Raw genomic sequence first — 25999 nt, 5'->3', positions numbered from 1 at the left:
ATAGTTATGTCAATCAGAAAAAAGTTTAGCAAGAAAGATGCTAAAAATAAGATAAAAAAATTACAAGATAATAAGTATGTTATGCATAAAAGCCATGTCATGTCTGGCAATGCATTGTTAAGCTTATCAAAAATAGCAGGCGATTATCCTTACGCTAAAAAGATGGGTGTCGAGGAGTACGAAAGTGAAAAGTATTTATTACAAACTGAACTACTAAAAGCGCAAGATTGGATTAAAAATCATAACAAAAGGATTATCTTATTGTTTGAAGGTCGCGATGCAGCTGGCAAAGGTGGTACAACTAAACGCTTTATGGAACATCTCAATCCACGTGCCGCACGTGTTATTGCGCTAGAAAAACCATCAAGAGTAGAATTAGGACAATGGTATTTTCAGCGCTATATTAAGCACTTTCCCACTAATGGAGAAATGGTGCTGTTTGACCGGTCTTGGTATAATAGAGCCGGCGTAGAACGTGTTATGGGCTTTTGTAAAAACTCAGAATATCTTGAATTTATGCGGCAAGCACCTTTATTAGAACGCATGTTGGTTAATGACGACTTTATACTTTCTAAATATTGGTTCTCTGTCAGTCGTCAGGAACAATTAAGGCGCTTTCATCTACGTAAAAATGACCCTTTAAAAAGATGGAAACTAAGTGAAATAGACTTACAATCATTAACCAAGTGGGAACAATATACCAAAGCCAGAAAAGACATGTTCTTTTATACCAATACTGCTGATTCGCCTTGGATTGTTGTAAAGTCAGATGATAAAAAACGTGCAAGAATCAATTGTATTAGGCACTTTCTTTATCATCTAGATTATCTTAACAAAGATGCTAAAATAGTTTTCGAACCTGACTCAAAAATTATTGGAAGTGTAAGTAATTTATATAAAAATAAGGAGGACATCTAATGTCAGATAAAAAAAAACAACTGAAAGCCGCTATACAAATTGCCAGAAAGGCAGAAATTGAAGCTTTAATTGCGACTGAAAAAGCTCAAAAAGCTGTTAATAAAATAGAAAAATTGAAAAAAGAGCTGGATGCACAGCATAAAAAGTTAGTCAAAAAAATTGAAAAAAATAAAAAAGATAACGATAAGAAAATAGAACACTTTTCTAAAAAGAAAGTGAAAAAAGCAAAGAAGAAGAAATCTTTAAAATAATTCCGCTTTTCGCTAGTCATAGACTGGCATTATGTCTTTAATAATTTTCTTTCTAAAATTACAACTAAGTCTTGATATTTACACCTTTTTTAAGTAGGTAAAAAGCAAGTATCGCTAATACAGCAATCATGCTTAATAAAACTAAAATTGACACCCAAAACTCAGAAGTGCTAATACCCAAAAACCCTAATCTAAAACTATCAACCATATAATAAATTGGGTTGAATTTAGACATATCCTGCCAAAATTGTGGCAATATTTCCACACTATAAAACATACCACCAAGATAAGTCATGGGCATCAAAATGAAAGTTGGAACAATAGAGATGTCATCAAACGATTGGGCAAATATAGCATTAATAAACCCTGCCAATGAAAATAGGACTGACGTGAGTAAAAAGGTAATTAACACGATAAGCATACTGTCTACTTCAAAATCAATAAAAAACCACACAGCAATAAAAACGCCCAATCCGACTGCAAAACCGCGTGCCACGCCACCAGAAACATACCCTAGTAAAATAATCCAATAAGGCACAGGCGCAACTAACAACTCCTTAACGCTATGGTTAAATTTTGCTAGAAAAAACGATGCCACTGTATTGGCATAAGAATTGGTAATAACGGTCATCAAAATCACACCAGGAATAATATAATGCAAATAATCCACACCTTGCATATCGCCAATGCGCTCACCCATCAAACCGCCGAAAATCAACAAATATAATGACGTGGTAATGATGGGTGGAAAAATAGTTTGCACCCAAATGCGAGAGAATCTTAGAATCTCCTTAACAACAATGGTTTTATAAGCAATCCACATTACCTCTCCTTGTTGGTTAGACATAAAAATAAGGTTTCTAAACGATTTTGCGTACTACGAACATGGTCCACATTAACACCCTGCATGCTCAAATTTTGCAATACATTAGTAATGTTAACATTTGATCCTAATGTAACTTGTAATGAATAATCATCTAAGCGTTCGCATTTAAAATTATCAGTTACTATTGTTTGAGGTAGTTTTGTTGAGCTTTCCAAAATCAGTACCTGTTGGTCAACCTGTGACAACAACGCCTTCATACTAGTTTGCTTAATGACTTCGCCCTCATTTAGAATGGCGATATTACGACAAAGCGACTCAGCCTCTTCAAGATAATGCGTGGTTAAAATAATGGTCATACCTTGATGATTCAACCTGCTCAAAAAACGCCACATTGAGCGACGTATCTCAACATCAACACCTGCAGTAGGCTCATCAAGAATTAATATTTTAGGTTGATGAATAAGCGCCCTTGCCAACATCAAACGACGCTTCATACCGCCTGATAATGATATGGCCATATCAAAACGCTTATCCCAGAGCTCCACCTCCTTGAGTAAAATCTCAGCTTGAATTTTAGCTTTTGACTTGGCAATGCCATAATAACCCGCCTGATTAATCAAAATTTCCTCAATAGGTTCAAAAGGATTAAAGTTAAATTCCTGTGGCATTAATCCAATCAATTTTTTCACCTGATTGGCATGGCTGTTTTGATTAAAGCCCAATACCTCAATATTGCCTGAAGTTTTATTAAGCAGCCCGCAAATAATACCAATAACTGTTGTTTTTCCTGCGCCATTACTACCCAGTAGTGCAAAAAAATCACCCTTTTCAACGCGAAGATCAATGCCTTTTAGTGCTTCCAATTGATTGGCATAGGTTTTTTTTAAACCTTGAATGAGTAGTGCAGCCGACATAATGAATATAACCTATAAAGAAAATAGAATAAAAAATCAAAACATTTTAACATTTATCCCCTTTTATTAGCTATTTTTGCGATAATTACCTGCTTTAAATTGTTTTCTAAACATGTAAAACATATGACAAGCATAAAAAATATAACATTGCCTGATATTGGTGATTTTGATGAAGTTGAAGTAATTGAGATTTTAGTGAATATTGGCGACAAGATAAGCGCTGATGACAGCATAATTACTCTAGAAAGCGACAAGACCTCTATGGAAATTCCAAGCCCTTTCGCAGGTATTGTCACAAAAATTAACGTCAATATTGGCGACAAAATTAAACAAGGTGATGTCATTTTGAGCGCTGAAAGTGAAGATGACCTTCAAAACACGAGCCAAAGCACCAAAACTGAACATTCTGAGCCACAAATCGTGCCCGTTGTTGTGCCTGATATTGGTGATTTTGATGAAGTTGAAGTGATTGAAATTTTAGTCAGCGCAGGTGATGAGCTATCTATAGAGGACAGTATAGTCACTTTAGAAAGCGATAAAGCTTCGATGGAAATCCCAACACCAGTTGCAGGTAAGGTCATTGATATTAATGTTGCACTAGGCGATAAAATCTCTTTAGGTACGTTAATTCTTAACATTGAAAGTACAGGTGTAGAGAAAGCACCCGAAACACCTATCGAAACTAAAACACAAAGCCACGCACCCGCACCAGCGCCAACCCCTAGTACACCAACACCCATCACAACAAACGTTAATCAAGCAATCTCAACGTTACCCAAAGGCAATTCACACGCCTCACCTTCTATTCGTAAACTGGCTAGAGAGCTGGGTGTTGATTTATCATCTGTCACTGGTACAGGGCAAAAAGGTAGAATTTTAGATGCTGACCTTAAAGGCTATGTTAAACAGCTAATGACCTCTGGCAATTTAGGCGGTGCTATTCCTAAAACACCAGTGATTGATTTTTCTAAATTTGGCGACACTGAAACACTGGCACTATCCAGAATTAATAAATTATCAGGCAAACACTTAACCGCCTGCTGGCTAAACATCCCTCACGTTACCCAATTTGATGAAGTCAATATTAATCAAATGGAGGCGTACCGACAAGAACAAAAAGCCAACGGTGTTAAGCTCACTCCCCTAGTTTTTATCATGAAAGCACTGGTTCAAACGTTAAAAAACCACCCACGTTTTAATGCCTCACTTGATGAATCAGGTGAAAACTTGATTATTAAAAAGTATTTCAACCTAGGCATTGCAATGGATACGCCAAAAGGCTTAGTTGTGCCAGTTATTCGTGATGTTGAACAAAAATCCTTGGCTGATTTGGCCAAAGAGATCTTTAAAACTTCAAAAAATGCACGAGAAGGCAAACTAAGACCTGCTGATATGCAAGGCGCAGGTTTGAGCATTTCTAGCTTGGGTGGTATTGGTGGCACGCAATTTACGCCCATTGTTAATGCGCCAGAAGTGGCTATCTTAGGCGTATCACGCTCATATTTCAAACCCGTTTGGGGTGGTGAAAATTTCATCCCCATTTTAACATTACCACTGGCACTATCCTACGACCACCGCGTGATTGACGGCGTACAAGGCGGGCAGTTTATGGCGGAGTTAAACAATACTTTGCAAGACATGAAGGGGATTGTATGATTATAAAAACTCAAGTTATTGTTATTGGTTCTGGTCCTGGTGGTTATACGGCCGCATTTCGAGCGGCTGATTTAGGCAAACAAGTGACGCTAATTGAACGTTATGATGTTTTAGGTGGTGTGTGCCTAAATGTTGGCTGTATCCCTTCTAAAGCACTCCTTCATACTGCCCAAATCATCATGCAAGCAAAAGAAGTCTCACATTTAGGTGTTACGTTCAATGAGCCAGACATTAACATTGATGACGTGCGCACAAATAAAACCAATATTGTCGCTAAATTAACAGGCGGCATCAAAGCCTTGGTAAAGGCAAGAAAGGTTGATGTTATAACAGGCTATGGTAAGTTCATCTCAGCCAATCAACTTGCAATCGAACATAGTGACGATATCATTGAATTTGAACAATGTATTATCGCCGTAGGTTCACGCGTTACCAAAATTCCTGCCTTTCCGTTTGATGATGCTCGCGTAATGGACTCAACAGATGCGCTAGATTTAACTAACATACCCAAACGCTTGCTTGTTGTTGGTGGTGGTATTATCGGCCTAGAAATGGCAACGGTATATGACGCACTAGGTAGTGAAATATCAATTGTTGAATTATCAGACCAACTCATTGCCAGTGCTGACAAAGACATTGTCAATCCACTATTTAGGCGCATTAAAAAACAATACGCCAATATTTTTCTAAACACTAAAGTAACCAGTATGGACGCGCTAGACGAAGGTATTAAAGTTGGTTTTGAAGGCAAAAACGCCCCAGAATTTGACACCTTTGATAAAGTGCTAGTTGCCATTGGTCGCACTCCTAATGGCAAATTAATCGATTGCGAAAAAGCAGGTGTTGAAGTCAACGATTGGGGCTTTATCCCCACAGACAAACAAATGAAAACCAATGTTCAAAACATCTACGCCATCGGCGATATTGTTGGACAACCCATGCTCGCCCACAAAGCCGTACACGAGGCCAAAGTCGCAGCAGAAGTCATTTGTGGGCACAAATCAGGCTTTGATGCGCTCACCATCCCATCCGTTGCCTACACCGACCCAGAAGTTGCTTGGACAGGCAAAACCGAAAAAGAACTCAAAGCTGAAGGTATTGCTTATGAAAAAGGCGTATTCCCTTGGGCAGCTTCAGGCCGTAGTTTAAGTATTGGTAGGTCTGAAGGCATGACTAAAGGCTTGTTTGATGCAAAAACAGGTAGAATCTTAGGCATGGGTATTTGTGGTACTAATGCAGGTGAGTTGATTGCTGAAGCAACACTTGCCATTGAAATGGGTTGCGATATGGATGATATCGCACTCACCATCCATGCCCACCCAACCTTAAGTGAAACCACCGCCTTTGCAACTGAAATGGCACAGGGTACAATTACAGATTTATTACCGCCGAAAAAGAAAAAATAGGAAGAGATTATGAATACAAATCAAGCAAGAAAAAACGTCATTGAGCAACAAATTCGTCCTTGGGGTGGGTTAAATTATATTGCTAATAATGCACTTAAAGATACGCCAAGAGAAGATTTTGTGCCGGAGAAATATAAAAACCTTACCTTTGCAGATATTGAAATTCCACTGACCAATAAAGCAAAAATGCTTTTTCCAAAGATTGAAGGGCGCTTACTAGATGCGCTTAACATTCAAAAACATGAAACTGTATTAGAAGTGGGTACGGGTAGTGGCTATTTAACGGCTGTTCTGTCAAAATTATGCAAATCTGTAACCAGTATTGAAATTGATGAGACACTTAGTCATAGCGCCCAAGAAAAAATTAATGCATTGGGGATTGATAATGTTAATTTAAAAGTGGGAGACGCTTCAAAAGGCTGGCATTCTGATGATTTTTTTGATATGGTTATTGTTGGTAGTTCGGTGCCTAAAATTACAGGTCGTTACTTTCACTTATTAAATGTAGGCGGTAGAATCTTTGTGATTGAAGGTACTGGTAATATCATGAGTGCAAAATTGATTACTCGTATTAGTGAGCATAAATGGGATACAAAATCCTTATTTGAAACACAATTAGACCCCATGCAAGGGTTAGAGTCATCAGCCAGTTTTGAGTTTTAAACCATGAATGTGTTTTTTAACTTTGTTCTGAAAAAAGCCTTATTAGGGCTTGTACTTTTGTCACTGGTCGCTGTATTTTTTATTGCTCAAATTCCTGATTTTCAACTGGATGCCTCTTCAGATTCTTTGGTACTAGAAGGTGATGAAGACCTACGCTACTACCAAAGTATTAAAAAAAATTATGGGTCTGATGATTATTTGGTTATTTCTTACCAGGTTGAAGGCAATTTACTGGCACCTGAACAACTCAACCACCTTAGAAAATTTAGACAAGATTTAACCAAAATTGACCAAGTCAAGTCGGTAACGACTATTCTAGACGTGCCACTCTTTAGATCACCACCCTTATTTTTAGCGGATTTAGCTGGTGAAAACATTAGCATTGATAATGGCAATGCTAACTTAACTTTAGCCAATGATGAATTTAAAAATTCACCTTTATATGCTAATAATTTAGTCAGCAAAGATGGCAAGACAACTGCTGTTTTAGTGGCACTAAAAGACAATCAGAAGTTCAAAGAATTACGTGAAAGTCGTGACAAAATGCGTATTCAAAGGGCTAATAATACATTGTCAGATGACCAGCAATTAAAACTTAAAATTATCGAAAAGCAAGTTTTAAAAAATGCCACTGCCCAGAGTGAATTACAAGCGCAAACAATTGGCCAAATTCGAACCACTATTGGCCAATATTCAGACAAGGCTCATCTATTTTTAGGCGGTCTACCTATGATTACCACTGATATTGTGGCTTATATTAGTAACGATTTGATTATATTTAGCTTGGCAGTTATTGGGCTAATGAGTTTAATCTTGTTGATTATTTTCAAAAGCATTCGCTGGGTCATTATGCCAATTGGCATTAGTATTGTTAGCGCGCTTATCATGACAGGTGTTTTGGCTTATTTAGGTTGGAAAGTGACTGTTATCTCATCTAACTTTTTCTCATTATTGCTGGTGATGACACTTTCTGTGGTTATACATCTCGTGGTTAGATATAGAGAAATCGCCCAACTCAATCCAGAGTTTGACTCAAACCAACTCATTAAAGACACTTTGTCACAAATGTTTAAGCCTTGTCTTTTTACAACTCTAACCACGTTTGTGGCTTTTGGTTCTTTACTTATTAGTGGTATCAGACCCGTGATTGATTTTGGCTGGATGATGTCAATTGGTGTCACCATTGCCTTAATATTATCATTTCTTGCTTTTCCAATGATCATGAGTTTATTACCAAAAGCAAAAATTGCAAAACACAAAACTGAACTAAGTGTCACCACCTCATTGGCTAAGTTTGTAGAAAAATTTGGCAATCATTTATTAGTGGTATTGATAATATTTGTAATAGGTGCTGGGTTTGGGGTTAGTAAACTTAGCGTTGAAAATCGTTTTATTGATTACTTTAAAAAAGACACAGAAATCAACCAAGGTCTAACCTTAATTGATAAAAAACTAGGGGGTACCATTCCGCTGGAAATTATTTTTGATGATTTAGCAGAAGACTATTGGTTTGATGAAGATTTACGCGATGAGATACATGATATTCATCAATATCTTGATTCTTTGAAAGAAACTGGCAAGGTTTTGTCAATTGACATTCTAATGCAACTTTTAACCCAAGCCAATGGTGGTGAGGCACTTAATGGATTTTTCTTAAACATTGTCCGTTCTCAACTACCTGAAAGTGCTAAAACGCAAGTGTTGTACCCTTATTTATCTGAGGACAGTGGACAACTCAGGATGGTTATCCGTATTCGAGAAACTAATAAAGAATTAAAACGCGGCGAGTTGATTGATAAAATTCAACGCCATATTTCTACTAACCTTGGGTTTAAGCCGGACAGTTTTCATTTAAGTGGCATGTTAGTTTTGTATAACAACATGCTACAAAGTTTATTTGAGTCGCAAATCAAGACCATTGCCGTGGTATTTGTAATGATTTTTATTATGTTTTTGTTTATTTTCAAATCGATTAGTTTGTCCATTCTTGCGCTAATTCCAAACACCTTACCGTCACTTTTTATTCTTGGCATTATGGGGCTGTTGAATATTCCACTGGATTTAATGACCATCACCATTTCAGCGATTGCCATCGGCATTGGCGTTGACAATGCCATTCACTACATTCACCGTTTTAAGGATGAATTTAAAAAAGATAAGGATTATATGGCAACAATGTATCGCTCTCATGCCAGTATTGGTTTGGCAATGTTTTATACGTCAATTACGGTAACAATGGGCTTTTTAATTTTAGCCCTGTCTAACTTTATACCCAGTATTTACTTTGGCGTATTTACTGCCATTGCAATGCTCAGTGCGCTACTTGCTAATTTAACTTTATTGCCTAAGTTAATACTCATGGTAAAGCCAAAAATCAACCCATAAGGCGCTAACGAATTAAAAAAGATTATGCCAGTAGTGTTCATTTATCGTTAATACCCATGCCAAAACAACATCATTTTGACGTTCTAATCATCGGCACAGGTAGTGCAGGATTAATGAGTGCACTACAGTTATCAGATGATTTGAACATTGCATTGATTGCCAAAGATAAACTATTAGAAGGCAGCTCATACTATGCACAAGGTGGTATATCTGCTGTACTAGATATCAATGATAACTTTAGCACTCACGCGCAAGACACCTTGTCGACTGCAAAAGGTCTGGGTGATAAAACTGCCATCCGTTTTATGGTTGAAAATGCGCCCAAAGTCATTGCCTCATTAGAGCGTTCAGGTGTTAAGTTTACCAAAAATAAAGAAGCGTATCATCTAACGACTGAAGGTGGTCATAGCCATAGAAGAGTGGTACATGTTGCTGATAAAACAGGGCGATCAATCCAAATCAATTTACTCAAAAGCGTTAAAGAAAAAAGCAACATAACACTTTTTGAAAACTATATTGCTGTTGATTTACTAATCAAATCCCACGATTGCTATGGCGCCTATATTCTTAATAAAAACACCCACCAAGTTGAAAGTTTTATCTCCCATAAAACCATTATTGCCACAGGTGGTGCATCAAAGGTTTATCTTTATACCTCTAATCCAGACACATCAACGGGTGATGGCATTGCCATGGCGTATCGAGCAAAATGCGTGATTACTAATATGGAATTTACCCAATTCCACCCTACCTGCCTTTACCACCCACACGCAAAATCTTTTTTAATCACCGAAGCACTTCGTGGCGAAGGTGGTAAGTTAGTTTTGCCGAATGGTCAAGCCTTTATGCATGAATTTGATAGTCGAGAAGAGCTTGCGCCACGTGATATTGTTGCTCGTGCAATTGATGCACAAATAAAAACCCATGGCCTTGATTGTGTTTATTTAGACATTTCATTTAAAGACAAAAACTGGATCAAACAACACTTCCCAACCATTTATAAAAAGTGCCAATCACTTGGTATTGATATCGCTATAGATGCCATTCCTGTTGTACCTGCGGCTCATTACACTTGTGGGGGTGTGCAAACCAATCTTGATGGTCAAACCAATGTGAGCAATCTATATGCTGTTGGCGAGGTGGCATACACAGGTGTGCATGGCGCTAATCGTATGGCGAGTAATTCTTTGTTAGAATGCATGGTATTCGCCAAATCTTGTGCCAACCATATCAACCAACAGTCAATAACATTAACGTATAAAAAATTTAGCCCGTGGGATGCCTCCAGAGCGGCACCTTCAAAAGAAAAAGTAGTGGTATCACACTTATGGGATGAAATTCGCCGTATTATGTGGAATTTTGTTGGTATTGTGCGCTCTAACAAACGCTTAAAATATGCACAGCACCGCCTAGACCAAATTCAAACAGAGGTGAACGATTATTACAAACTTTATTTAATTTCTAGTGATTTAATTGAGTTAAGAAACCTTGTTCAAACCGCACAATTAATTGTTCAATCTGCAATTTCCAGAACAGAAAGCAGAGGATTGCATTACAATGAGGACTATCCACAACAAGCAAGCCAAGCAACTAACACCATCATTAAAAAATCATGATTCTACCCATCTTAAACTACCCTGATAAACGCCTAAGAACCAAAGCCAAACACGTGGACGTGGTTGATAAAACTATACAAACTTTAATTAAAGACATGTTTGAAACCATGTACGCCAAAGATGGTATCGGCTTAGCTGCCACTCAAGTTGACCAACATTTACAAGTGGTGGTGATTGATGTGCCAGACTCGCAAGATGACTATCAATTTTTATTAAAAAATTGCCAAAAGGACTCACACAAGCAGCCACAAAAACATCACCCCTTGTGTTTTATTAACCCAAAAATTAAAGAAAAAGACGGGCAAGAAAAACACATCGAAGGCTGCTTATCCGTACTCGATTTTCAAGCAGGAGTGCAACGCTCTAATCATATTAAAGTTGAAGCGCTCAACGAAAAAGGCGAAGTATTTACCTTGCAAGCAACAGGGCTACTTGCCATTTGCATTCAGCATGAACTAGATCATTTAAAGGGTATTTTGTTTATTGATTATTTGTCCAAACTCAAACAAAAACGCCTACTAGAAAAAACAAAAAAGATGATTAAGGGCTAGTCTGTGTCAATCCAAATTGGCCCGTACAAGCTTAGCTCGCAAGTATTACTCGGGGCACACCCATGGCTGGCACTAGTAACAAGCCATTTAGACTGTTGTACAAATCCCAAGGTGCGGCATTAACAACCTCAGAAATGGTAGTATTGCAAAACCATTTACTGAGTACTAATAAATCCAAATACCGCCTAGACTTTAAAAGGGAAACAGCACCAATTAGCATTCAAATAGCTGGCTCTAGTGCTTTAGAATTAGCAAAATCTGCCCAAAAAGCAGTTAAATTTGGTGCGCACATTATTGATATCAATATAGGCTGCCCTGCCAAAAAAGTCTGTAACAAGGCAGCAGGCTCTGCACTAGTGCAAGATGAACAGCTGGTTCAAGATATTTTAGAATCTGTTGTCAAGGCGGTTGATATTCCAGTGACCTTAAAAATGCGAACTGGCTGGGATGTTAGCCATAAAAACGCCCCAACCATCGCTCAAATTGCACAAAAAGCTGGTATTCAAATGCTGAACATACACGGTTAGATCCACAAAGGCGAGGAAGAATATCACACCATTAAGGATGTGGTGCATTAAGTTAATATTCCCGTGGTTGCCAATGACAATATTACCAATGCGGACAAAGTCAGTCAAGTCCTATAATATACAGGTACAAGTGGGGTTATGGTTGGCAGAGCAACGCAGGGAAACCCTTGGATTATTCATGAAATTGACCATTTTCTCAAAACTGGACAACACGCCCAAACTATCCCACTTGAACTTAAAAAGCAAGCCATTCTTAGCCATGTTCAACAAATTTATCAATTTTATGGCGATTTTTTAGGTTTATGGCTCGCTAGAAAGCACATTTTTTGGTATGCTACACACCTTGATAGAAAACATGCCCAGCAATTTTGGCAAAACGTTAACCGAATTAATAACCAAAAACAACAATTCAACCTACTTGAAAATTACCTGCAACAATTATGAGCTCAACTGATTTACCAGCCTGCATTAATGCAAAACTTAAACGTTACTTTAAACAATTGGATGGCGAGCAAGCAAGTGGCGTGCATAAAATGGTCATCAATGATGTAGAATCTGTTGTGATTAAATTTGTGCTTGACTTTGTCAATAATAATCAAAGCGAGGCTTCAAGAATTCTAAGTATTAATCGTGGTACATTAAAGAAAAAAATTCAACGATACAAACTCTAACACCTTATAATTATTCCCTAATTGCCTATCAAATTTTAAAGGAATAAAATGTCTATACAACGCGCCTTAATCAGTGTTTCTGATAAAACTGGATTGATTGATTTTGCCCAATTTTTAACAAATAAAAATATCGAGATTATTTCCACAGCTGGCACAGCTAAACTGTTGAATGGGCATCATATTCCAGTCATTGAAGTGTCAGACTATACAGGGTTTCCTGAGATGATGGCGGGTCGCGTTAAAACCCTTAATCCTAAAATTCATGGTGGCATTTTAGCGCGCCGTGGGCTTGATGAAGGCGTGATGGCAGAAAACGACATTAAGCCGATTGATTTGGTTGTGGTTAACCTTTATCCATTTCAAGCAACGATTGCCAAGGCTGACTGCACGTTGGAAGATGCGATTGAAAATATTGATATTGGCGGTCCAGCAATGCTAAGATCAAGTGCCAAAAATCATGCATCTGTGACAGTTGTGGTAGATAGTGCAGATTATCAAAAAGTCATGAGTGAAATTAGTAAATCAGGTAATACTACACTTAAAACTCGAACCAAACTAGCTCTTAAAACATTTGAACATACAGCAGCTTATGACGGTGCTATTGCCAATTATTTAGGCAAAGAAAAAGATGGTTTTTCTAACACCATCAATCTACAATTTAACAAGGTTCAATCAATGCGCTATGGGGAAAATCCACATCAAAATGCTGCATTCTATGTTGAGAACAATATCACCGAGGTCTGCATAGCATCCTCAACGCAATGCCAAGGCAAGGAAATGTCATACAATAATATGGCAGATGCAGATGCTGCGCTTGAATGTGCGCGCAGTTTTGATGAGCCGTGTTGCGTGATTGTTAAGCACGCCAATCCATGTGGTGTTGCTGTACGTGCTGACATTTTTGATGCTTATGATGACGCTTTTAAAACCGATCCAACTTCGGCATTTGGTGGCATTATTGCCTTTAATCGTAACCTAGACAAAAAAACGGCACAGCGTATTATTGAGCGTCAGTTTGTTGAAGTTATTATTGCACCTAATGTTGATGATGACGCTAAAGAAGTGTTATCAGCCAAACAAAATATACGCGTGCTAGAGTGTGGCGATTTAAACACAGCAAACCCTTCGCTAGATTATAAGCGTGTGACTGGTGGCTTGTTAGTACAAGATAAGGACTTGGGCGTTATCACAGAAGATGATATTAAATGCGTCAGTAATTTAGCACCCACCAAAGACCAAATTAAAGATTTATTATTTGCTTGGAAAGTCGCCAAAGCGGTTAAATCAAACGCCATTGTTTACACTAAAAACCAAATGACCATTGGTGTTGGCGCGGGTCAAATGTCTAGAGTCTACTCTGCCAAAATCGCTGGCATTAAGGCAGCTGACGAATCTCTCATTGTTGAAGGTTGCGTAATGGCATCCGATGCTTTTTTCCCATTTCGAGATGGTATTGACGCAGCAGCACGAGCTGGCATTAAAGCCATTATTCAACCAGGCGGCTCAATGCGTGACGCCGAAGTTATAAAAGCAGTAAACGGGCATGATATTGCAATGGTATTTACAGGCATGCGTCACTTTAAACATTAACTGGAAAACAACTATGTCAGTCGAAAAAATTAAAGTCTACCCACAAATAAATACAATGTCCATCGCTAATGGTAAGCTTGATGCGCTTGTACAGGAATATGAAAATACTAAAGATTTAAAGACAGCGCTAGAGGATTGGGTGAGTATGGTAAAAAAATATGACTCAATGGGTTATTACCCTTTGGTTAAGCCTGAATTTATTAGTGAGGTGTTGGTAGGTGCACTCTCTAATATCAAACTAACCAGAGAAGCAGTTATTGCAGACAATATTTATCAAAACATAAGTGGTTATCCTCAATGCAATCGAGTGTTCCAATTACCCAGTGAAATTAAAACCCAAATATTAAAACGCCTTAGTGGATACCTTGTCAACTATCAAACAGATAATTGGGAAATACTAGGTGTTGAATCTATTGACAATCCTTAAATGCTAAATATTTATGAAAGAATTCTTACTTTAAATGACCTGCCTTTTAATTTATCATGACTTATCTTTTTTAATGCAGTTTTAACTAATTCTGAACTGACCGCAACATAAGACCAATGGCTAAGTACATTAATCTTACCAATCTGCTCAAAAGCAATACCCCCTTTTCCAGTTAACCCGCCCACAATGTCACCTGGGCGTAATTTTTGTTTTTTACCGCCATCTATCTTTAAGGTTGTCATGGGTGGTTTTTTAATGGATCTATTTAAGTAATGCTCGCTTGGTAATGGGTCAGGAATAATCTCATCCTCAATGCCCAAGTCCAACACATTGAGTTTGTAAGTTTCTCTATCACTATACAAAGTACAAGCAATGCCAGTACGTCCTGCCCTACCAGTACGACCAATACGGTGTGTATGGACTTGCTCATCATGAGCAATGTTAAAATTAATCACCATATCAAGTGAGTCAATATCCAAGCCACGAGCTGCTACATCAGTTGCCACAAGAACAGATACGCTTTTATTAGAAAATCTAATCAGCGCTTGATCGCGTTCTAGTTGGTCAAGATCGCCACTCATTGCCAATGCATAAAATCCATAATAAGTTAATTCGTCAGCAACTTCTTGTGCATCGCGCTTGGTATTACAAAAAACCAAACTAGATTCAGGCTTGTATTTTGCCAATAAAAGCCTCAAAGCCGTCATTCGCTCATCATCCGTATTAGCTTTGTAAAAATACTGCTTAATGGTCGATTCTTCGTGTGTTGATGGTGCTTTAACCATAATGGGCGACTTCATTACGCGCTGCGCGATACTGGCAATGGTATCTGGATAAGTTGCACTAAATAATAAAGTTTGTCGATTAATAGGTATTGTTTCAATAATATTATCAATGGATTCTTGAAAACCCATATCTAGCATACGATCTGCCTCGTCAAGTACCAATGTACTAATATGGTTCAATTTAAGCGTACCTTTTCGCAAATGCTCTTCAATGCGCCCAGGCGTACCCACCACAATATGCACACCATGGGCTAATGAGCCGATTTGTGGTCCAAAAGGTGTACCGCCACACAGTGCTAAAATCTTAATATTATGAACGGCTCTGGCGAGTTTTTGAATTTCAACTGTCACCTGATTAGCCAGCTCACGAGTTGGACACAAAACAATGGATTGCGCTTTAAACGATTTAACATCCAATTTTTGCAACAAACCCAAGCCAAATGCCGCTGTCTTACCCGAGCCTGTCTTGCCTTGGCCAATCACATCTTTACCAGATAGAATAGCTGGCAAGCTCAACTGCTGAATAGGCGTCATTGAATCATAGCCTAAGGTGCTTAAATTTTTTAATAAATCTGGATATAAACCTAATGAATAAAAATCAATCGTGTTCAAAATAATAAAGGTCAATGAGTATGGGATAGATTTTACGCCAATCTTTCATGCTAGAACCTTCACACCACTAACTTGAAACAAACCTTACTCATTCTAAAAATGCATTTTTTTATAAAAAATTCAATACAGCATCTAAAAAAGGACGATAATAATACTTGTCTGTTGTGCTTGTGATTGATATATATCCCCTGAGCCGGTAAATAAAACAATCAGGAAATGCGATAGCTTACTATTGAGCAAGCCCATCTTGAAATGGGGAGCCTGCGGTAATCTTCAAACTTCCGCCTTGAGCCTTATGGTTCAGGTTTTTTTCAACACGGCACAATGGATCTTTTTTAAAAGTTATAATGCTTAATTATGCAGGCATTAAGACCCACACTCAGACAAAAAAGACGTGCTATTAATCACAGTGACCGAGAAAGATTCGCCAAACGCTTATTGTCCCAAACACAAAAACTAGTCACTTTCAAACATGGGCAAAAAATTGCCATTTACTTGCCAAACGACGGTGAAATTGATACTAAATATATCACTAACTTCTTAAAAAAACAAGGTTTTAGTATCTATTTACCAATATTGGCCAATAAAAGTCTTAAATTTGAAAAAGTTAATAAGTATTTCAAAAAAAATAGATTTGGCATTAAAGAGCCTGTCTCTACCCAAATTTTAAACGCCAAACAAATGAATATTATCTTCATGCCACTGGTAGGTTTTGATAAAAATAAAAATAGAATTGGTATGGGTAGTGGCTTCTATGACCGCACACTAGCCTTTAAAAAACACCAAACAAACTACAACAATCCCAAACTCTATGGACTGGCTTTTGATTGTCAACAAGTTACTAAGATTGATAGCCAGCCTTGGGATATAACACCTGATGCAGTCATTACCCCAACTAAAGTCTATTAACTAACAATAACACAATACCCTCCCATAATTAAATCCCTAACACTAAACTATTATTAACTCAGCGGTTAAATGCCATGCATTAAAAGGCTTAAGAAAATTCTTTGCTTAAGGTATTTATTAAGGTTCTGAGTAACCCTTCCAAAGGATTACTCAGAATACCCTTTGGCTAGTGTATCGTTAATTCGGTATTTAACTAACCATTGAATTAATACGTCAAAATCAAAAAAATCCTGGCAATTGCCAGGATTTAATGAACAAAATAAGAACACAAGTATCAAACTTATTTACGAAGTTTGTAGCATTAGTAAAAGCACTTATTATTATCAACCAAAACTCAGTGATGACAATGCTTTAATTGCCGATTGTCTACTGCGCTTAACCGCAACGCACAAGCGTTGGGGTTTTAAACTGTGCTATTTATATCTACGTAATGTTAAAGACTACAAATTTAACCATAAACGAGTGTATCGCATTTACCAAGAACTGGAGCTCAATCTAAGAATCAAGCCAAGAAGAAGAATCAAAAGAGATAAACCCGAAGCACTGAGTGTGCCAACAACTATTAACCAAACTTGGTCAATGGATTTTATGTCAGACTCACTCACTGATGGCAGGCACATTAGAACTTTTAATGTTGTCGATGATTACAATCGGGAAGGCTTGAATATTGATGTGGACTTGTCCATGCCAGCAAGACGAGTTATTCAATCATTAGAATGTTTGATTCAGTGGCGGATCTTCACAATGAAGGCATGATTTAGGGAAATGTAGGGTTTCGGTGAGTGTGCAATGCTCTAACCTACTTGGACACAAAGATAGCCTTATAATACAAACCATAAGGAGGTCAGTAATGACACAATATAAATCAAGAAAACAACGAGTGACTTTTACCGTTGAACATTCTGTTCAATACCCCCTTGAGGGGGAACACTAGATTATGCCAAACTCATGGTGCATGAGAATTACACCAATAAAAAAAATCATGATAATATCAGGAGCTTGCTCCTCAGCAGTTAGCAGATGGAGAAAACAATACCTAGCAGAGCTTGGTGGACAAACACCAGAGTCAGGCAAAGCGCTGACTTCTGAACAACAAACAATACAACTGCTTGAGAAACAACTTTGGCGCGCACAAAGGGACAATGAAATCTTAAAAAAGGCAACAGCCTTGTTCGCTGTGGACAATCACCAAGTGATATGATTATCAAGATAAACAAGGCTTGCCAACAATACAATTCCTGAAGCCATTAGAAAGGCAGTCTATACCACCAATGCCATTGAATCCTTAAACTCAGTGATTCGTAAATCTATCAAGAATAGAAAGATTTTTAATCACGATGATTCTGCTTTTAAAGTTGTCTTTTTGGCCATTGAAGCAGCCAGTAAGAAATGGACGATGCCAATTAGAAATTGGTCACAAGCAGTGAATTAGTTTATAGAGCCTAGGGCGTTGCGTAGTGTGCCAATGGAGAATGAAAGACTAAAAAGAGCAAGTGCAAAGGCACTGGGTTTTGAGGGGTTTAGGGCTTAGAGAAGACTCGGGGGAGGGTATTTTTGAATGTGCTTGTTGCTAGATTTTGTGGCATTGGATACTCCTTTGATTGGAAGTATTTTTAAAACTAGTGGTAGATTGTACTGATTTGTGTTGGGTTTAGTCAGGAGTATCCTTAGTAAAATGGCATTTAGTGAGTTTCAGAGACTTGATTGATGGTGTATTTTGGGATTTCAATTACCAAATCAGTGTCACCCATAATCGTTTGGCAAGATAGGCGAGAATTTGGGTCTAAGCCCCAAGCTTTGTCTAATAAATCATCCTCTATTTCATCTGACTCCTCTACTGAATCAAATCCTTCGCGCAGATAAATATGGCAAGTTGTGCAAGCGTTTGACATTTCACAAGCATGCTCAATTTCAACGTCATTGGCAAGTAGTGCATCGCAAACACTAACACCTGATTGAGTTTCAATAACAATGCCTTCTAGGCATAATTCATGATGGGGTAGTACAATGATTTGTGGCATATAGGCTTCCTAAATATTTTTGTTAAAATTCATCAACATTATGACCTTTCATGGCTTTCATAACGGTACTGTTCATACGCATCTCGACAAATTTTGAACAAGTGTTCTCAAGATTGTCAATGGCGGTTTTAATGGCTTTTTTATCATCAGAGTGAGTCATGTTAAATAGTATCGTTCTTGCAGTTAAGATATTATTAAGCATTTTATCATCAAGCATGTGCTTGTCTTTTTTAAGTGCTGAATCTATGGCTTGAATAGTTCTGTCTGCCTCTACTTGTGTCTCATGAAGTTGTCTGGTTTGAATATCAGTTTTGGCAAATAAAACAGAATCTTTAAGCATCTTTTCCATTTGCGCATCTGTTAATCCGTAAGATGGCTTGATGATGATGTTTGTTTTAACGCCTGATATTTTCTCAACAGCACTCACAGATAACAAGCCATCAGCATCCACTTGAAACTCTATTTGAATGCGAGCACTACCTGCCACCATGGGTGGGATGCCGTGCAAATCAAATTTAGCCAATGAGCGGCAATCTTTAACCAATTCTCTTTCACCTTGCAATACATGAATGCTCATGGCTGTTTGCCCATCTTTAAAGGTGGTAAATTCTTGTGCACGAATAATAGGAATTGTGGTGTTGCGTTGAATGACTTTTTCCACCAATCCTCCCATCGTTTCAAGCCCAAGTGACAACGGCAATACATCTAATAACAATATATCCTCTTGTGATTTATTGCCAGCCAAAATATTGGCTTGTATTGCTGCACCTTTAGCAACCACTTCATCTGGATTAATGGAGCATAAAACTGGTTTTTTAAATAAATCACCCACCATAGAACGAACCAAGGGCATGCGTGTAGAACCACCTACCATAATAATATCTTTAATACCTTCAACATCAATTTGTGCATCTCTAAGGGCTCGTTTGGTTAAAAGTAAAGTGCGTTTAATGAGTGCTTTGGCTAGCGTTTCAAATTTTTCTTTGGTGATGCGATAAGGTTTTTCAATGCAATCAAACTCTGCAAACTCATGATTGCTCAAAGTTTCTTTAGCGGTGCGTGAAAATTGCTTAATTCTTTGCATTTGGGTAGGTGTAAGTTCACTAATACCCAATTGCTTGATACAATCATCAATAATCAGCGCATCAAAATCATCACCGCCTAAGGTAGAATCACCGCCTGTTGCTAATACCTTGAACACGTCTTTGCTAAAGCTTAAAATTGAAATATCAAACGTACCACCACCTAGGTCATAAATTGCATGTACACCCCCTTCACCCGATTCTAAGCCGTAAGCAACCGCTGCTGCTGTTGGCTCATTAAGCAAACGCAAAGTTTTGAGTCCAGCTAAGGTTGCTGCATCTTTAGTTGCTTGACGCTGTGCATCATTAAAATAAGCAGGTACTGTAATTACTGCGCCAGATAGCGCACCACCCAATGATTTTTCAGCGCGTTGCTTGAGTGAGGCTAAAATACTGGCAGAAATTTCAACCGCAGACAAATCTCCCGTAGCGGTGTGAAATAACACATTATTGCCATTTTCAAGCAATTGGTAAGGGCAATTTTTAAATGTAGCAACTTCTTTATAACTCATGCCCATAAAACGTTTGACTGAAATAATGGTATTGGTCGGATCAGTGTTTGCATAAGGGCAAGCATCACAACCAACCGTTAATTTATTATTCTTACCACAGTGTACAACCGAAGGCAAAATTACCTGATTATTTTCATCCATGAGAACTTTGCTTTGACCACTCATCACGGATGCAACCAATGAGTTAGTCGTACCTAAATCAATACCAATCGCTAATTTATGCTGATGTGGTACGGATACTTGACCAGGTTCTGATATTTGTAATAAAGCCATTATTGATATTGATTGCTACAACCACTCATCCATTAATCCATTAATTGTTTTGCATGAGTATTTAATTGCTCATAAAATTTTAATTCCCTAACCAGGTCTTTAATCTCATTTAATGCTTTTGTATTGGCAAATAAAGCTCTAATATTATCTACATTATGCTTAATTTTTTTATCTATCTTTTCAATAAAACCATCTAAAGCCGTCTCATCTTTGCTGGCTTGAATTGGCTCTAAAGCCTCTCTTAATTCAATTTGAGCCATTAAAAAATCAACATCCATTTGAGTATTTGTTTCATCAAATGCGTTAATGCCATTTAGTTCTAATAAATAATTAGCACGATTAAGTGGGGATTTTAAGGTGTCAAATGCTGTGTTAATTAACGAGGTATTTTGTAATGCCAAAGCCCTTTCTTTATCGCTACCAGAGGCAAATTTATCAGGGTGAAATTTTGCGACTTGTTGTTGGTATTCAGTGTTGAGCTTAGCGATATTTATATCAAAGTCAGTTGCTAATGAAAACAACTCAAAATAGTTTTCCATTTTTTAAAAAACTAAACCGTAAAAGATTCGCCACAGCCACATTCAGCTTTAGCATTTGGGTTGTTAAACTCAAAACCCTCATTTAAACCTTCTTTAACATAATCAACTTGCGTGCCATCTAAATAAATTAAACTCTTTGCATCAACAATAACTTTAACACCGTTGTCTTCAAATACAGTGTCATCGTTATTAGTATTATCAACAAATTCTATGTTGTAACCAAGACCAGAACAGCCCGTAGTTTGCACGCTAAAGCGAATACCTATGCCAAAACCGCGATTGGTTAAAAAATCAACAACACGCCCTGCCGCACGGTCAGTTAAAGTAATTGCCATTATTAATTAGGCTTTGCTTTTAATGTCATTAATGGCTGCTTTAATAGCGTCTTCAGCCAAGACTGAGCAATGTATTTTAACAGGTGGCAAAGACAACTCTTCTACAATATCAGAATTTTTAATTTCTGCCGCCTCATCTAGTGTTTTTCCTTTAACCCATTCTGTTAACAATGAACTTGATGCAATAGCAGAACCACAACCATAAGTTTTAAACTTGGCATCTTCAATCACGCCATTATCATCAACCTGAATTTGCAAGCGCATCACATCACCACATGCGGGTGCACCCACCATACCTGTGCCAACATTTTTAGCGTCCTTATCTAATACGCCTACATTACGTGGATTTTCATAATGATCCATCACTTTTTCGCCATATGCCATCTTTATTTCTCCTTTTAAATGCTTGTTGTTATTCTAGTCTTGTTGTGAGTCGCTAACCCATGTATTTATTACGCTCATTAATGTGCCGCCCATTCAACCTTACTGATATCAATACCATCCTTGAACATATCCCAAAGTGGCGATAAATCACGTAATTTATCAACTTTAGTACGTACCAAACTAATAGCCTTATCAACTTGTGCTTCGGTTGTATAACGCCCAATGGTAAATCTAATTGATGAGTGTGCTAATTCATCACTCAAGCCTAGTGCACGTAAAACATACGATGGCTCAAGACTTGAACTTGTGCAAGCTGAGCCCGAAGATACGGCGATATCATTAATGGCCATCATTAAAGACTCGCCTTCAACGTAGTTAAAACTGATATTTAGATTACCTGGAATACGACTATCCATATCGCCATTGACCACAACTTCTTCCATATCAACAAAACCTGCTAACAAGCGGTCACGCAATCGTCTAATTTTTTCGTTTTCCTCTTTCATCTCAGCTTGTGCAATCGCAAAAGCTTCACCCATACCAACAATTTGATGTGTGGCTAAAGTGCCTGAACGCATACCTCGCTCATGCCCACCACCGTGCATTTGTGCTTCAATGCGCACGCGTGGCTTACGACGCACATAAAGTACACCCATACCTTTGGGTCCATAAATTTTATGAGCTGAAAAACTCATCAAATCAACAGGTAGCTTTGATAAATCAATCGCCACTTTGCCTGCTGACTGTGCCGCATCAACATGAAAGAAAATCTTATTTTCACGACAAAGATTACCAATGGCTTCAATATCTTGAATCACGCCAATTTCGTTATTAACATGCATGATTGATACCAATATAGTATCTTCACGTATTGCCTCTTTTAAAACATTTAAGTCCAATAAGCCATTGGGCATTGGGTCTAAATAGGTGACTTCAAAATCTTCACGCTCTAGTTGCCGACAAGTGTCTAATACTGCCTTATGCTCAGTTTTTAAAGTAATAATGTGTTTGCCTTTTTTGTGATAAAAATGCGCAATACCTTTAATGGCTAGATTATCAGATTCAGTTGCACCCGAAGTCCAAACAATTTCTTTTGAATCAGCACCCACCAAATCAGCCACTTGTTGTCTGGCTTTTTTAACAGCTTCATCAGCTTGCCAGCCATAATAATGAGAATTTGATGCTGGATTGCCAAAATCGCCATCCATGGTTAGATGTTGCATCATTTTTTTGGCAACACGCTCGTCAACGGGCGTTGTTGCTGAATAATCCATGTAAGTAGGGGTTGACATATTTATACTCCTTTGTTTAAGCTATGATCGTCAATCACCATTTGTAAGGTTTTGCCGTTCAAAAACGTTCTAATTTGTTCGCTAACTTCGCACCATAATTGATGCGAAATACACTGACGCCCGTTGTTACACCCTTTGATACCTTTACAACGACGCAAGTCAATATTTTCATCTACCGCTTCGATAATTTGAGTTAAATTAATATCGCAAGCCTTAGCATCAAGCAAATAACCACCACCTGGGCCACGCACACTTTTAACCAATTCAACGCGACGCAATTTAGCAAATAATTGCTCCAAATAAGACAAAGAAATATTTTGCCTTTGTGAAATAATATCTAAAGTAATGGGTTTTCCAGTGTCGTTAGATGCCAAATCTAACATTGCAGTTACTGCATAACGACCTTTAGTTGTTAGTTGCATATCAGTCCTAATTCTAGTTAATAACAGGATGAATTATACACTTAACCAAGTTATTTAGTCAAGTAAAAAACCTTAATGATTAAATGGTTATTTACTTTCAATTTCCAAGCCATTCACAGAGGTATCTTGCTGGTCTTTGATGTTTAATTTTTTTGACACCTTGTGCAATTGAGAATCTACGTCATGCAGATGTGTCAAGATAGAATTAATAGCTTTAACAGTAGGATCATCAACATCGCCACCCACAGCATAAGAATCAAAATAGTCTGATTTAGTTTGCTGGTCTTTTAACACACGCCCAGGCACCCCAACAACCGTTTGAAATTCATTGATAGACTTAACCACAACAGAATTTGAACCGACTCTAACATGATTGCCAAGTGTAATCGGGCCTAGTATTTTTGCACCAGCACCAATCACGACATTATTACCCAAAGTAGGATGACGTTTGCCTTTTTGCCAAGTTGTGCCACCCAGTGTAACACCATGATACAAAGTACAATCATCACCAACTTCAGCAGTTTCACCAATAACCACACCCATGCCATGATCAATAAAAAAACGCCGACCAATAATGGCACCTGGGTGAATTTCAACACCCGTAAACCATCTTGCTAGTGATGATATAAATCTTGCCAGCCATTTAAATTTTAATCGCCACAATCGATGGCTCAAACGATAAAACAACATGGCTTGTACACCAGAATAGCAAGTTATGATTTCAAAGGTGTTTCTGGCAGCAGGGTCGCGATCAAAAATACTTTGAATATCTTCAATAAATTTCATGGTCAAATTATATCACACAACCCTAATGTCTTAAATTTCGTTTATGTGCAGAAGCCTTTATTGACTAATACTTAACGAGTGATTTAAAACGCTTGTAATTCCACAAATATTGTTCTGGCTGAGTTGTAACCAAATCTTCAATGGCTTTATTCATCAGCGATACATCATCTTCAAGCGTGTTAGTATTAGACAGTATTTTTATTGGTTTAAAGTTAAGCTCATAACCTTTAGCGCTTGGTAGGCGTTTTGCCCATGCCATTACTACTTGAGCATTGTTCTTTCTAGCAAGCCTAGCGAGTAAGGTCATTGTGCGTGCATTTTGTGAGAAAAATGGCACCAAAACACTGCCCACTTCGCCAGGATCTTGGTCGGGTAATATGGCAATAAGTTGTTTGTTATTAATTGCTCTTTGCAATTTAATAACGCCTTTTTTATTGGCTGGTGCCATTAGTAAATCACCCTGCTCTCGTTTTGAAAGTAATAATGCATTTTGTTGTTTGTCTTTTAACGTCTTATACATAAATACGACTGGTTCAGATAATGACACCATTCTAGCCACCAATTCCCAACAGCCAAAATGAGGCACTAATAAGATAACGGCTTTGTCGCTTTTAAGATGTTCCATACCTATTGTTTTTGTAACATACTTAGCATTATCATCAAACCCCCTAAACCAAATAAATCCAGACTCGCTTAAACCTTTGCCTGACTCTATGAGTGATTTTTTAACCAGTGTTTGTTGTTGCTTTAAATTTAATTTTGGAAAACAAAGTTGAATATTTTTACTTACCACAGCCCTGGAATCAGATTGTGTTAAATACAGATATTGGCCAATCAATGTACCCATAAAATGGTTTAATCTTAGTGACATAATTGAAAAAACCCAAAGAATAAACCTAATCATTCAAGCCTTCCTTGGTTTCATCTAGCATGGGTTTCATGGCACTTAGTAGGTTTTTATACAAATTAGGCGTACATCTTTCTTCGGTCAACAACCACTGTTTAAAATGTGCTCGCCCGGTGGGCATTTGGTAGCAAGCTAGGCAGGAGTCTTTAATGATGGGCAAGTGTGTTGTTTTGGCAAAATCAGCCAATTGTCTTTCTCGAACATACGCTAGTGGTCGAATAATACGTAAATCTTTTGCGTCGTTAATATAATGAGCTTTCATGGTTTGAATTTTGCCATTATGACACATTGACATCATTAGTGATTCAACCAAATCATCTAAATGTTGCCCCAATGCTAAAACATTGTAGCCTTCACGGCGTGCCACTTGATACATTAGTCCTCGCTTAATGCGAGCACAAAAAGAGTAATATGAATTGCCCTTCATGCTTTTTTCGGCTTGCTTCATAATTGGAAAGGCTTCAAAAAAATAAGGCGTGTCAAAAAAATTTAAAAAACTTTCCAAAGCTTGTGGCTCAAAACCATCTACCTGGGGGTTAATCGTGACCACGCCAAGTTCAAAACGAATTGGCGTAGAGGCAAGAAAATGGCGCAAAATATGGAACAAACCCAGCAAGTCTTTACCCCCAGATACTGCCAAAAGTATTTTATTCCCCTCCTTAATCATTTTAAAATCACTAATTGCACGCCCGACTGGTTTAACTAGTAATTTTGGCAAAACCATTCTAGGTTTAACGGT

General features: G+C 37.8%; 26 protein-coding genes, 1 other RNA gene and 4 pseudogenes. 18 read left to right on the top strand and 13 right to left on the bottom strand.

Going from position 1 to position 25999, the window contains the following annotated elements; genetic code table 11:
• Window positions 1–81: 81 nt before the first annotated feature.
• Window positions 82–918, top strand: a complete 837-nt coding sequence (gene ppk2 / locus CVFO_RS01805) for a polyphosphate kinase 2 (RefSeq protein WP_225879342.1) — start codon at window positions 82–84, stop codon at window positions 916–918.
• Window positions 918–1169 carry a hypothetical protein gene (locus CVFO_RS01800; RefSeq protein WP_201339876.1) on the top strand — a complete coding sequence of 84 codons (252 nt, stop codon included), beginning with the start codon at window positions 918–920 and terminating at the stop codon, window positions 1167–1169. Before ppk2 ends, CVFO_RS01800 begins: the two co-directional genes overlap by 1 nt.
• A 64-nt stretch (window positions 1170–1233) precedes the next feature.
• Here CVFO_RS01800 and CVFO_RS01795 read toward each other — a convergent pair whose 3' ends face one another.
• Together CVFO_RS01795 and CVFO_RS01790 are read right to left on the bottom strand one after the other, a co-directional pair.
• Window positions 1234–1992: an ABC transporter permease gene (locus CVFO_RS01795; protein ID WP_201340376.1), complete on the bottom strand. Its 759-nt coding sequence runs from the start codon at window positions 1990–1992 to the stop codon at window positions 1234–1236.
• A complete protein-coding gene (locus CVFO_RS01790) occupies window positions 1992–2909 on the bottom strand; it encodes an ABC transporter ATP-binding protein (RefSeq protein WP_201339875.1) in 918 nt (305 codons plus the stop codon). The genes CVFO_RS01795 and CVFO_RS01790 overlap by 1 nt, the downstream gene beginning before the upstream one ends.
• Window positions 2910–3032: 123 nt before the next feature.
• Between CVFO_RS01790 and CVFO_RS01785 the strand changes: the two genes are divergently transcribed.
• From CVFO_RS01785 to CVFO_RS01740, 10 genes and pseudogenes are all read left to right on the top strand, one after another.
• Window positions 3033–4565: a dihydrolipoyllysine-residue acetyltransferase gene (locus tag CVFO_RS01785; protein WP_201339874.1), complete on the top strand. Its 1533-nt coding sequence runs from the start codon at window positions 3033–3035 to the stop codon at window positions 4563–4565.
• Window positions 4565–5971, top strand: coding sequence for a dihydrolipoyl dehydrogenase (gene lpdA / locus CVFO_RS01780; RefSeq protein ID WP_201340375.1), 1407 nt, complete (start codon window positions 4565–4567; stop codon window positions 5969–5971). Before CVFO_RS01785 ends, lpdA begins: the two co-directional genes overlap by 1 nt.
• A gap of 9 nt (window positions 5972–5980) precedes the next feature.
• Complete coding sequence (locus CVFO_RS01775; RefSeq protein WP_201339873.1) at window positions 5981–6634, top strand: protein-L-isoaspartate O-methyltransferase family protein; 654 nt, start codon at window positions 5981–5983, stop codon at window positions 6632–6634.
• 3 nt (window positions 6635–6637) lie between these two features.
• On the top strand, window positions 6638–9019 hold the full coding sequence (locus tag CVFO_RS01770; protein WP_201339872.1) for an efflux RND transporter permease subunit: 2382 nt from the start codon (window positions 6638–6640) through the stop codon (window positions 9017–9019).
• A gap of 56 nt (window positions 9020–9075) precedes the next feature.
• On the top strand, window positions 9076–10635 hold the full coding sequence (nadB, locus tag CVFO_RS01765; protein WP_201339871.1) for an L-aspartate oxidase: 1560 nt from the start codon (window positions 9076–9078) through the stop codon (window positions 10633–10635).
• Window positions 10629–11186, top strand: a complete 558-nt coding sequence (gene def, locus CVFO_RS01760; RefSeq protein WP_201340374.1) for a peptide deformylase — start codon at window positions 10629–10631, stop codon at window positions 11184–11186. The genes nadB and def overlap by 7 nt, the downstream gene beginning before the upstream one ends.
• Window positions 11187–11248: 62 nt before the next feature.
• A pseudogene (gene dusB, locus CVFO_RS01755) lies at window positions 11249–12157 on the top strand (tRNA dihydrouridine synthase DusB).
• Entirely contained in the window at window positions 12154–12384 is a 231-nt protein-coding gene (locus CVFO_RS01750) for a helix-turn-helix domain-containing protein (RefSeq protein ID WP_201339870.1), read from the top strand. The pseudogene dusB and the gene CVFO_RS01750 overlap by 4 nt, the downstream one beginning before the upstream one ends.
• A gap of 48 nt (window positions 12385–12432) precedes the next feature.
• Window positions 12433–13974, top strand: a complete 1542-nt coding sequence (purH, locus tag CVFO_RS01745) for a bifunctional phosphoribosylaminoimidazolecarboxamide formyltransferase/IMP cyclohydrolase (protein ID WP_201339869.1) — start codon at window positions 12433–12435, stop codon at window positions 13972–13974.
• Window positions 13975–13987: 13 nt separating this feature from the next.
• Window positions 13988–14401 (top strand): hypothetical protein, encoded by a 414-nt coding sequence (locus CVFO_RS01740; protein WP_201339868.1) that lies wholly within the window; start codon window positions 13988–13990, stop codon window positions 14399–14401.
• Window positions 14402–14412: 11 nt separating this feature from the next.
• On the opposite strand, the gene dbpA is transcribed toward CVFO_RS01740, so the two are convergent.
• Window positions 14413–15798, bottom strand: coding sequence for an ATP-dependent RNA helicase DbpA (gene dbpA / locus CVFO_RS01735; protein ID WP_201339867.1), 1386 nt, complete (start codon window positions 15796–15798; stop codon window positions 14413–14415).
• 153 nt (window positions 15799–15951) lie between these two features.
• On the opposite strand from dbpA, the gene ssrS reads away from it, so the two are divergent.
• The 6 genes and pseudogenes from ssrS to CVFO_RS01705 form a co-directional block, all read left to right on the top strand.
• A non-coding RNA gene (gene ssrS, locus CVFO_RS01730) (6S RNA) lies at window positions 15952–16133 on the top strand.
• A gap of 22 nt (window positions 16134–16155) precedes the next feature.
• Window positions 16156–16707, top strand: a complete 552-nt coding sequence (locus tag CVFO_RS01725; protein ID WP_201339866.1) for a 5-formyltetrahydrofolate cyclo-ligase — start codon at window positions 16156–16158, stop codon at window positions 16705–16707.
• A 270-nt stretch (window positions 16708–16977) separates the two neighbouring features.
• Window positions 16978–17442: pseudogene (locus CVFO_RS01720) on the top strand (transposase family protein); the annotation flags it as partial.
• Window positions 17443–17485: 43 nt separating this feature from the next.
• Window positions 17486–17641 (top strand): hypothetical protein, encoded by a 156-nt coding sequence (locus CVFO_RS01715; RefSeq protein ID WP_201339864.1) that lies wholly within the window; start codon window positions 17486–17488, stop codon window positions 17639–17641.
• Between the two features lie 14 nt (window positions 17642–17655).
• Window positions 17656–17875 (top strand): annotated as a pseudogene (locus CVFO_RS01710) (IS3-like element ISSde8 family transposase); the annotation flags it as partial.
• A gap of 69 nt (window positions 17876–17944) precedes the next feature.
• Window positions 17945–18139, top strand: a pseudogene (locus CVFO_RS01705) (transposase); the annotation flags it as partial.
• A 250-nt stretch (window positions 18140–18389) separates the two neighbouring features.
• Here CVFO_RS01705 and fdx read toward each other — a convergent pair.
• From fdx to CVFO_RS01655, 10 genes are all read right to left on the bottom strand, one after another.
• Window positions 18390–18728: an ISC system 2Fe-2S type ferredoxin gene (gene fdx / locus CVFO_RS01700; protein ID WP_201339863.1), complete on the bottom strand. Its 339-nt coding sequence runs from the start codon at window positions 18726–18728 to the stop codon at window positions 18390–18392.
• Window positions 18729–18750: 22 nt separating this feature from the next.
• Window positions 18751–20595, bottom strand: coding sequence for a Fe-S protein assembly chaperone HscA (gene hscA, locus CVFO_RS01695; protein ID WP_201339862.1), 1845 nt, complete (start codon window positions 20593–20595; stop codon window positions 18751–18753).
• A gap of 32 nt (window positions 20596–20627) precedes the next feature.
• The gene (gene hscB / locus CVFO_RS01690; protein WP_201339861.1) at window positions 20628–21134 is read right to left on the bottom strand and encodes a Fe-S protein assembly co-chaperone HscB; all 507 of its coding nucleotides are present in this window, start codon (window positions 21132–21134) and stop codon (window positions 20628–20630) included.
• An 11-nt stretch (window positions 21135–21145) separates the two neighbouring features.
• Window positions 21146–21469, bottom strand: coding sequence for an iron-sulfur cluster assembly protein IscA (gene iscA, locus CVFO_RS01685; protein ID WP_201339860.1), 324 nt, complete (start codon window positions 21467–21469; stop codon window positions 21146–21148).
• 6 nt (window positions 21470–21475) lie between these two features.
• A complete protein-coding gene (iscU, locus tag CVFO_RS01680) occupies window positions 21476–21853 on the bottom strand; it encodes a Fe-S cluster assembly scaffold IscU (RefSeq protein ID WP_201339859.1) in 378 nt (125 codons plus the stop codon).
• A gap of 77 nt (window positions 21854–21930) precedes the next feature.
• Entirely contained in the window at window positions 21931–23145 is a 1215-nt protein-coding gene (locus tag CVFO_RS01675; protein ID WP_201339858.1) for an IscS subfamily cysteine desulfurase, read from the bottom strand.
• Window positions 23146–23147: 2 nt separating this feature from the next.
• Entirely contained in the window at window positions 23148–23567 is a 420-nt protein-coding gene (locus tag CVFO_RS01670; RefSeq protein WP_201339857.1) for an Rrf2 family transcriptional regulator, read from the bottom strand.
• A gap of 87 nt (window positions 23568–23654) precedes the next feature.
• Window positions 23655–24353 carry a serine O-acetyltransferase gene (gene cysE, locus CVFO_RS01665; protein ID WP_201339856.1) on the bottom strand — a complete coding sequence of 233 codons (699 nt, stop codon included), beginning with the start codon at window positions 24351–24353 and terminating at the stop codon, window positions 23655–23657.
• A 64-nt stretch (window positions 24354–24417) separates the two neighbouring features.
• Window positions 24418–25257 (bottom strand): lysophospholipid acyltransferase family protein, encoded by an 840-nt coding sequence (locus CVFO_RS01660; RefSeq protein WP_201339855.1) that lies wholly within the window; start codon window positions 25255–25257, stop codon window positions 24418–24420.
• Window positions 25250–25984 carry a tRNA 2-thiocytidine biosynthesis TtcA family protein gene (locus CVFO_RS01655; RefSeq protein WP_225879341.1) on the bottom strand — a complete coding sequence of 245 codons (735 nt, stop codon included), beginning with the start codon at window positions 25982–25984 and terminating at the stop codon, window positions 25250–25252. Before CVFO_RS01655 ends, CVFO_RS01660 begins: the two co-directional genes overlap by 8 nt.
• Window positions 25985–25999: the final 15 nt, after the last annotated feature.

The organism is Isorropodon fossajaponicum endosymbiont JTNG4 (genome assembly GCF_016592615.1).
Classification (GTDB): domain Bacteria; phylum Pseudomonadota; class Gammaproteobacteria; order PS1; family Pseudothioglobaceae; genus Ruthia.
This window is presented reverse-complemented; position numbering and strand designations above follow the sequence as displayed.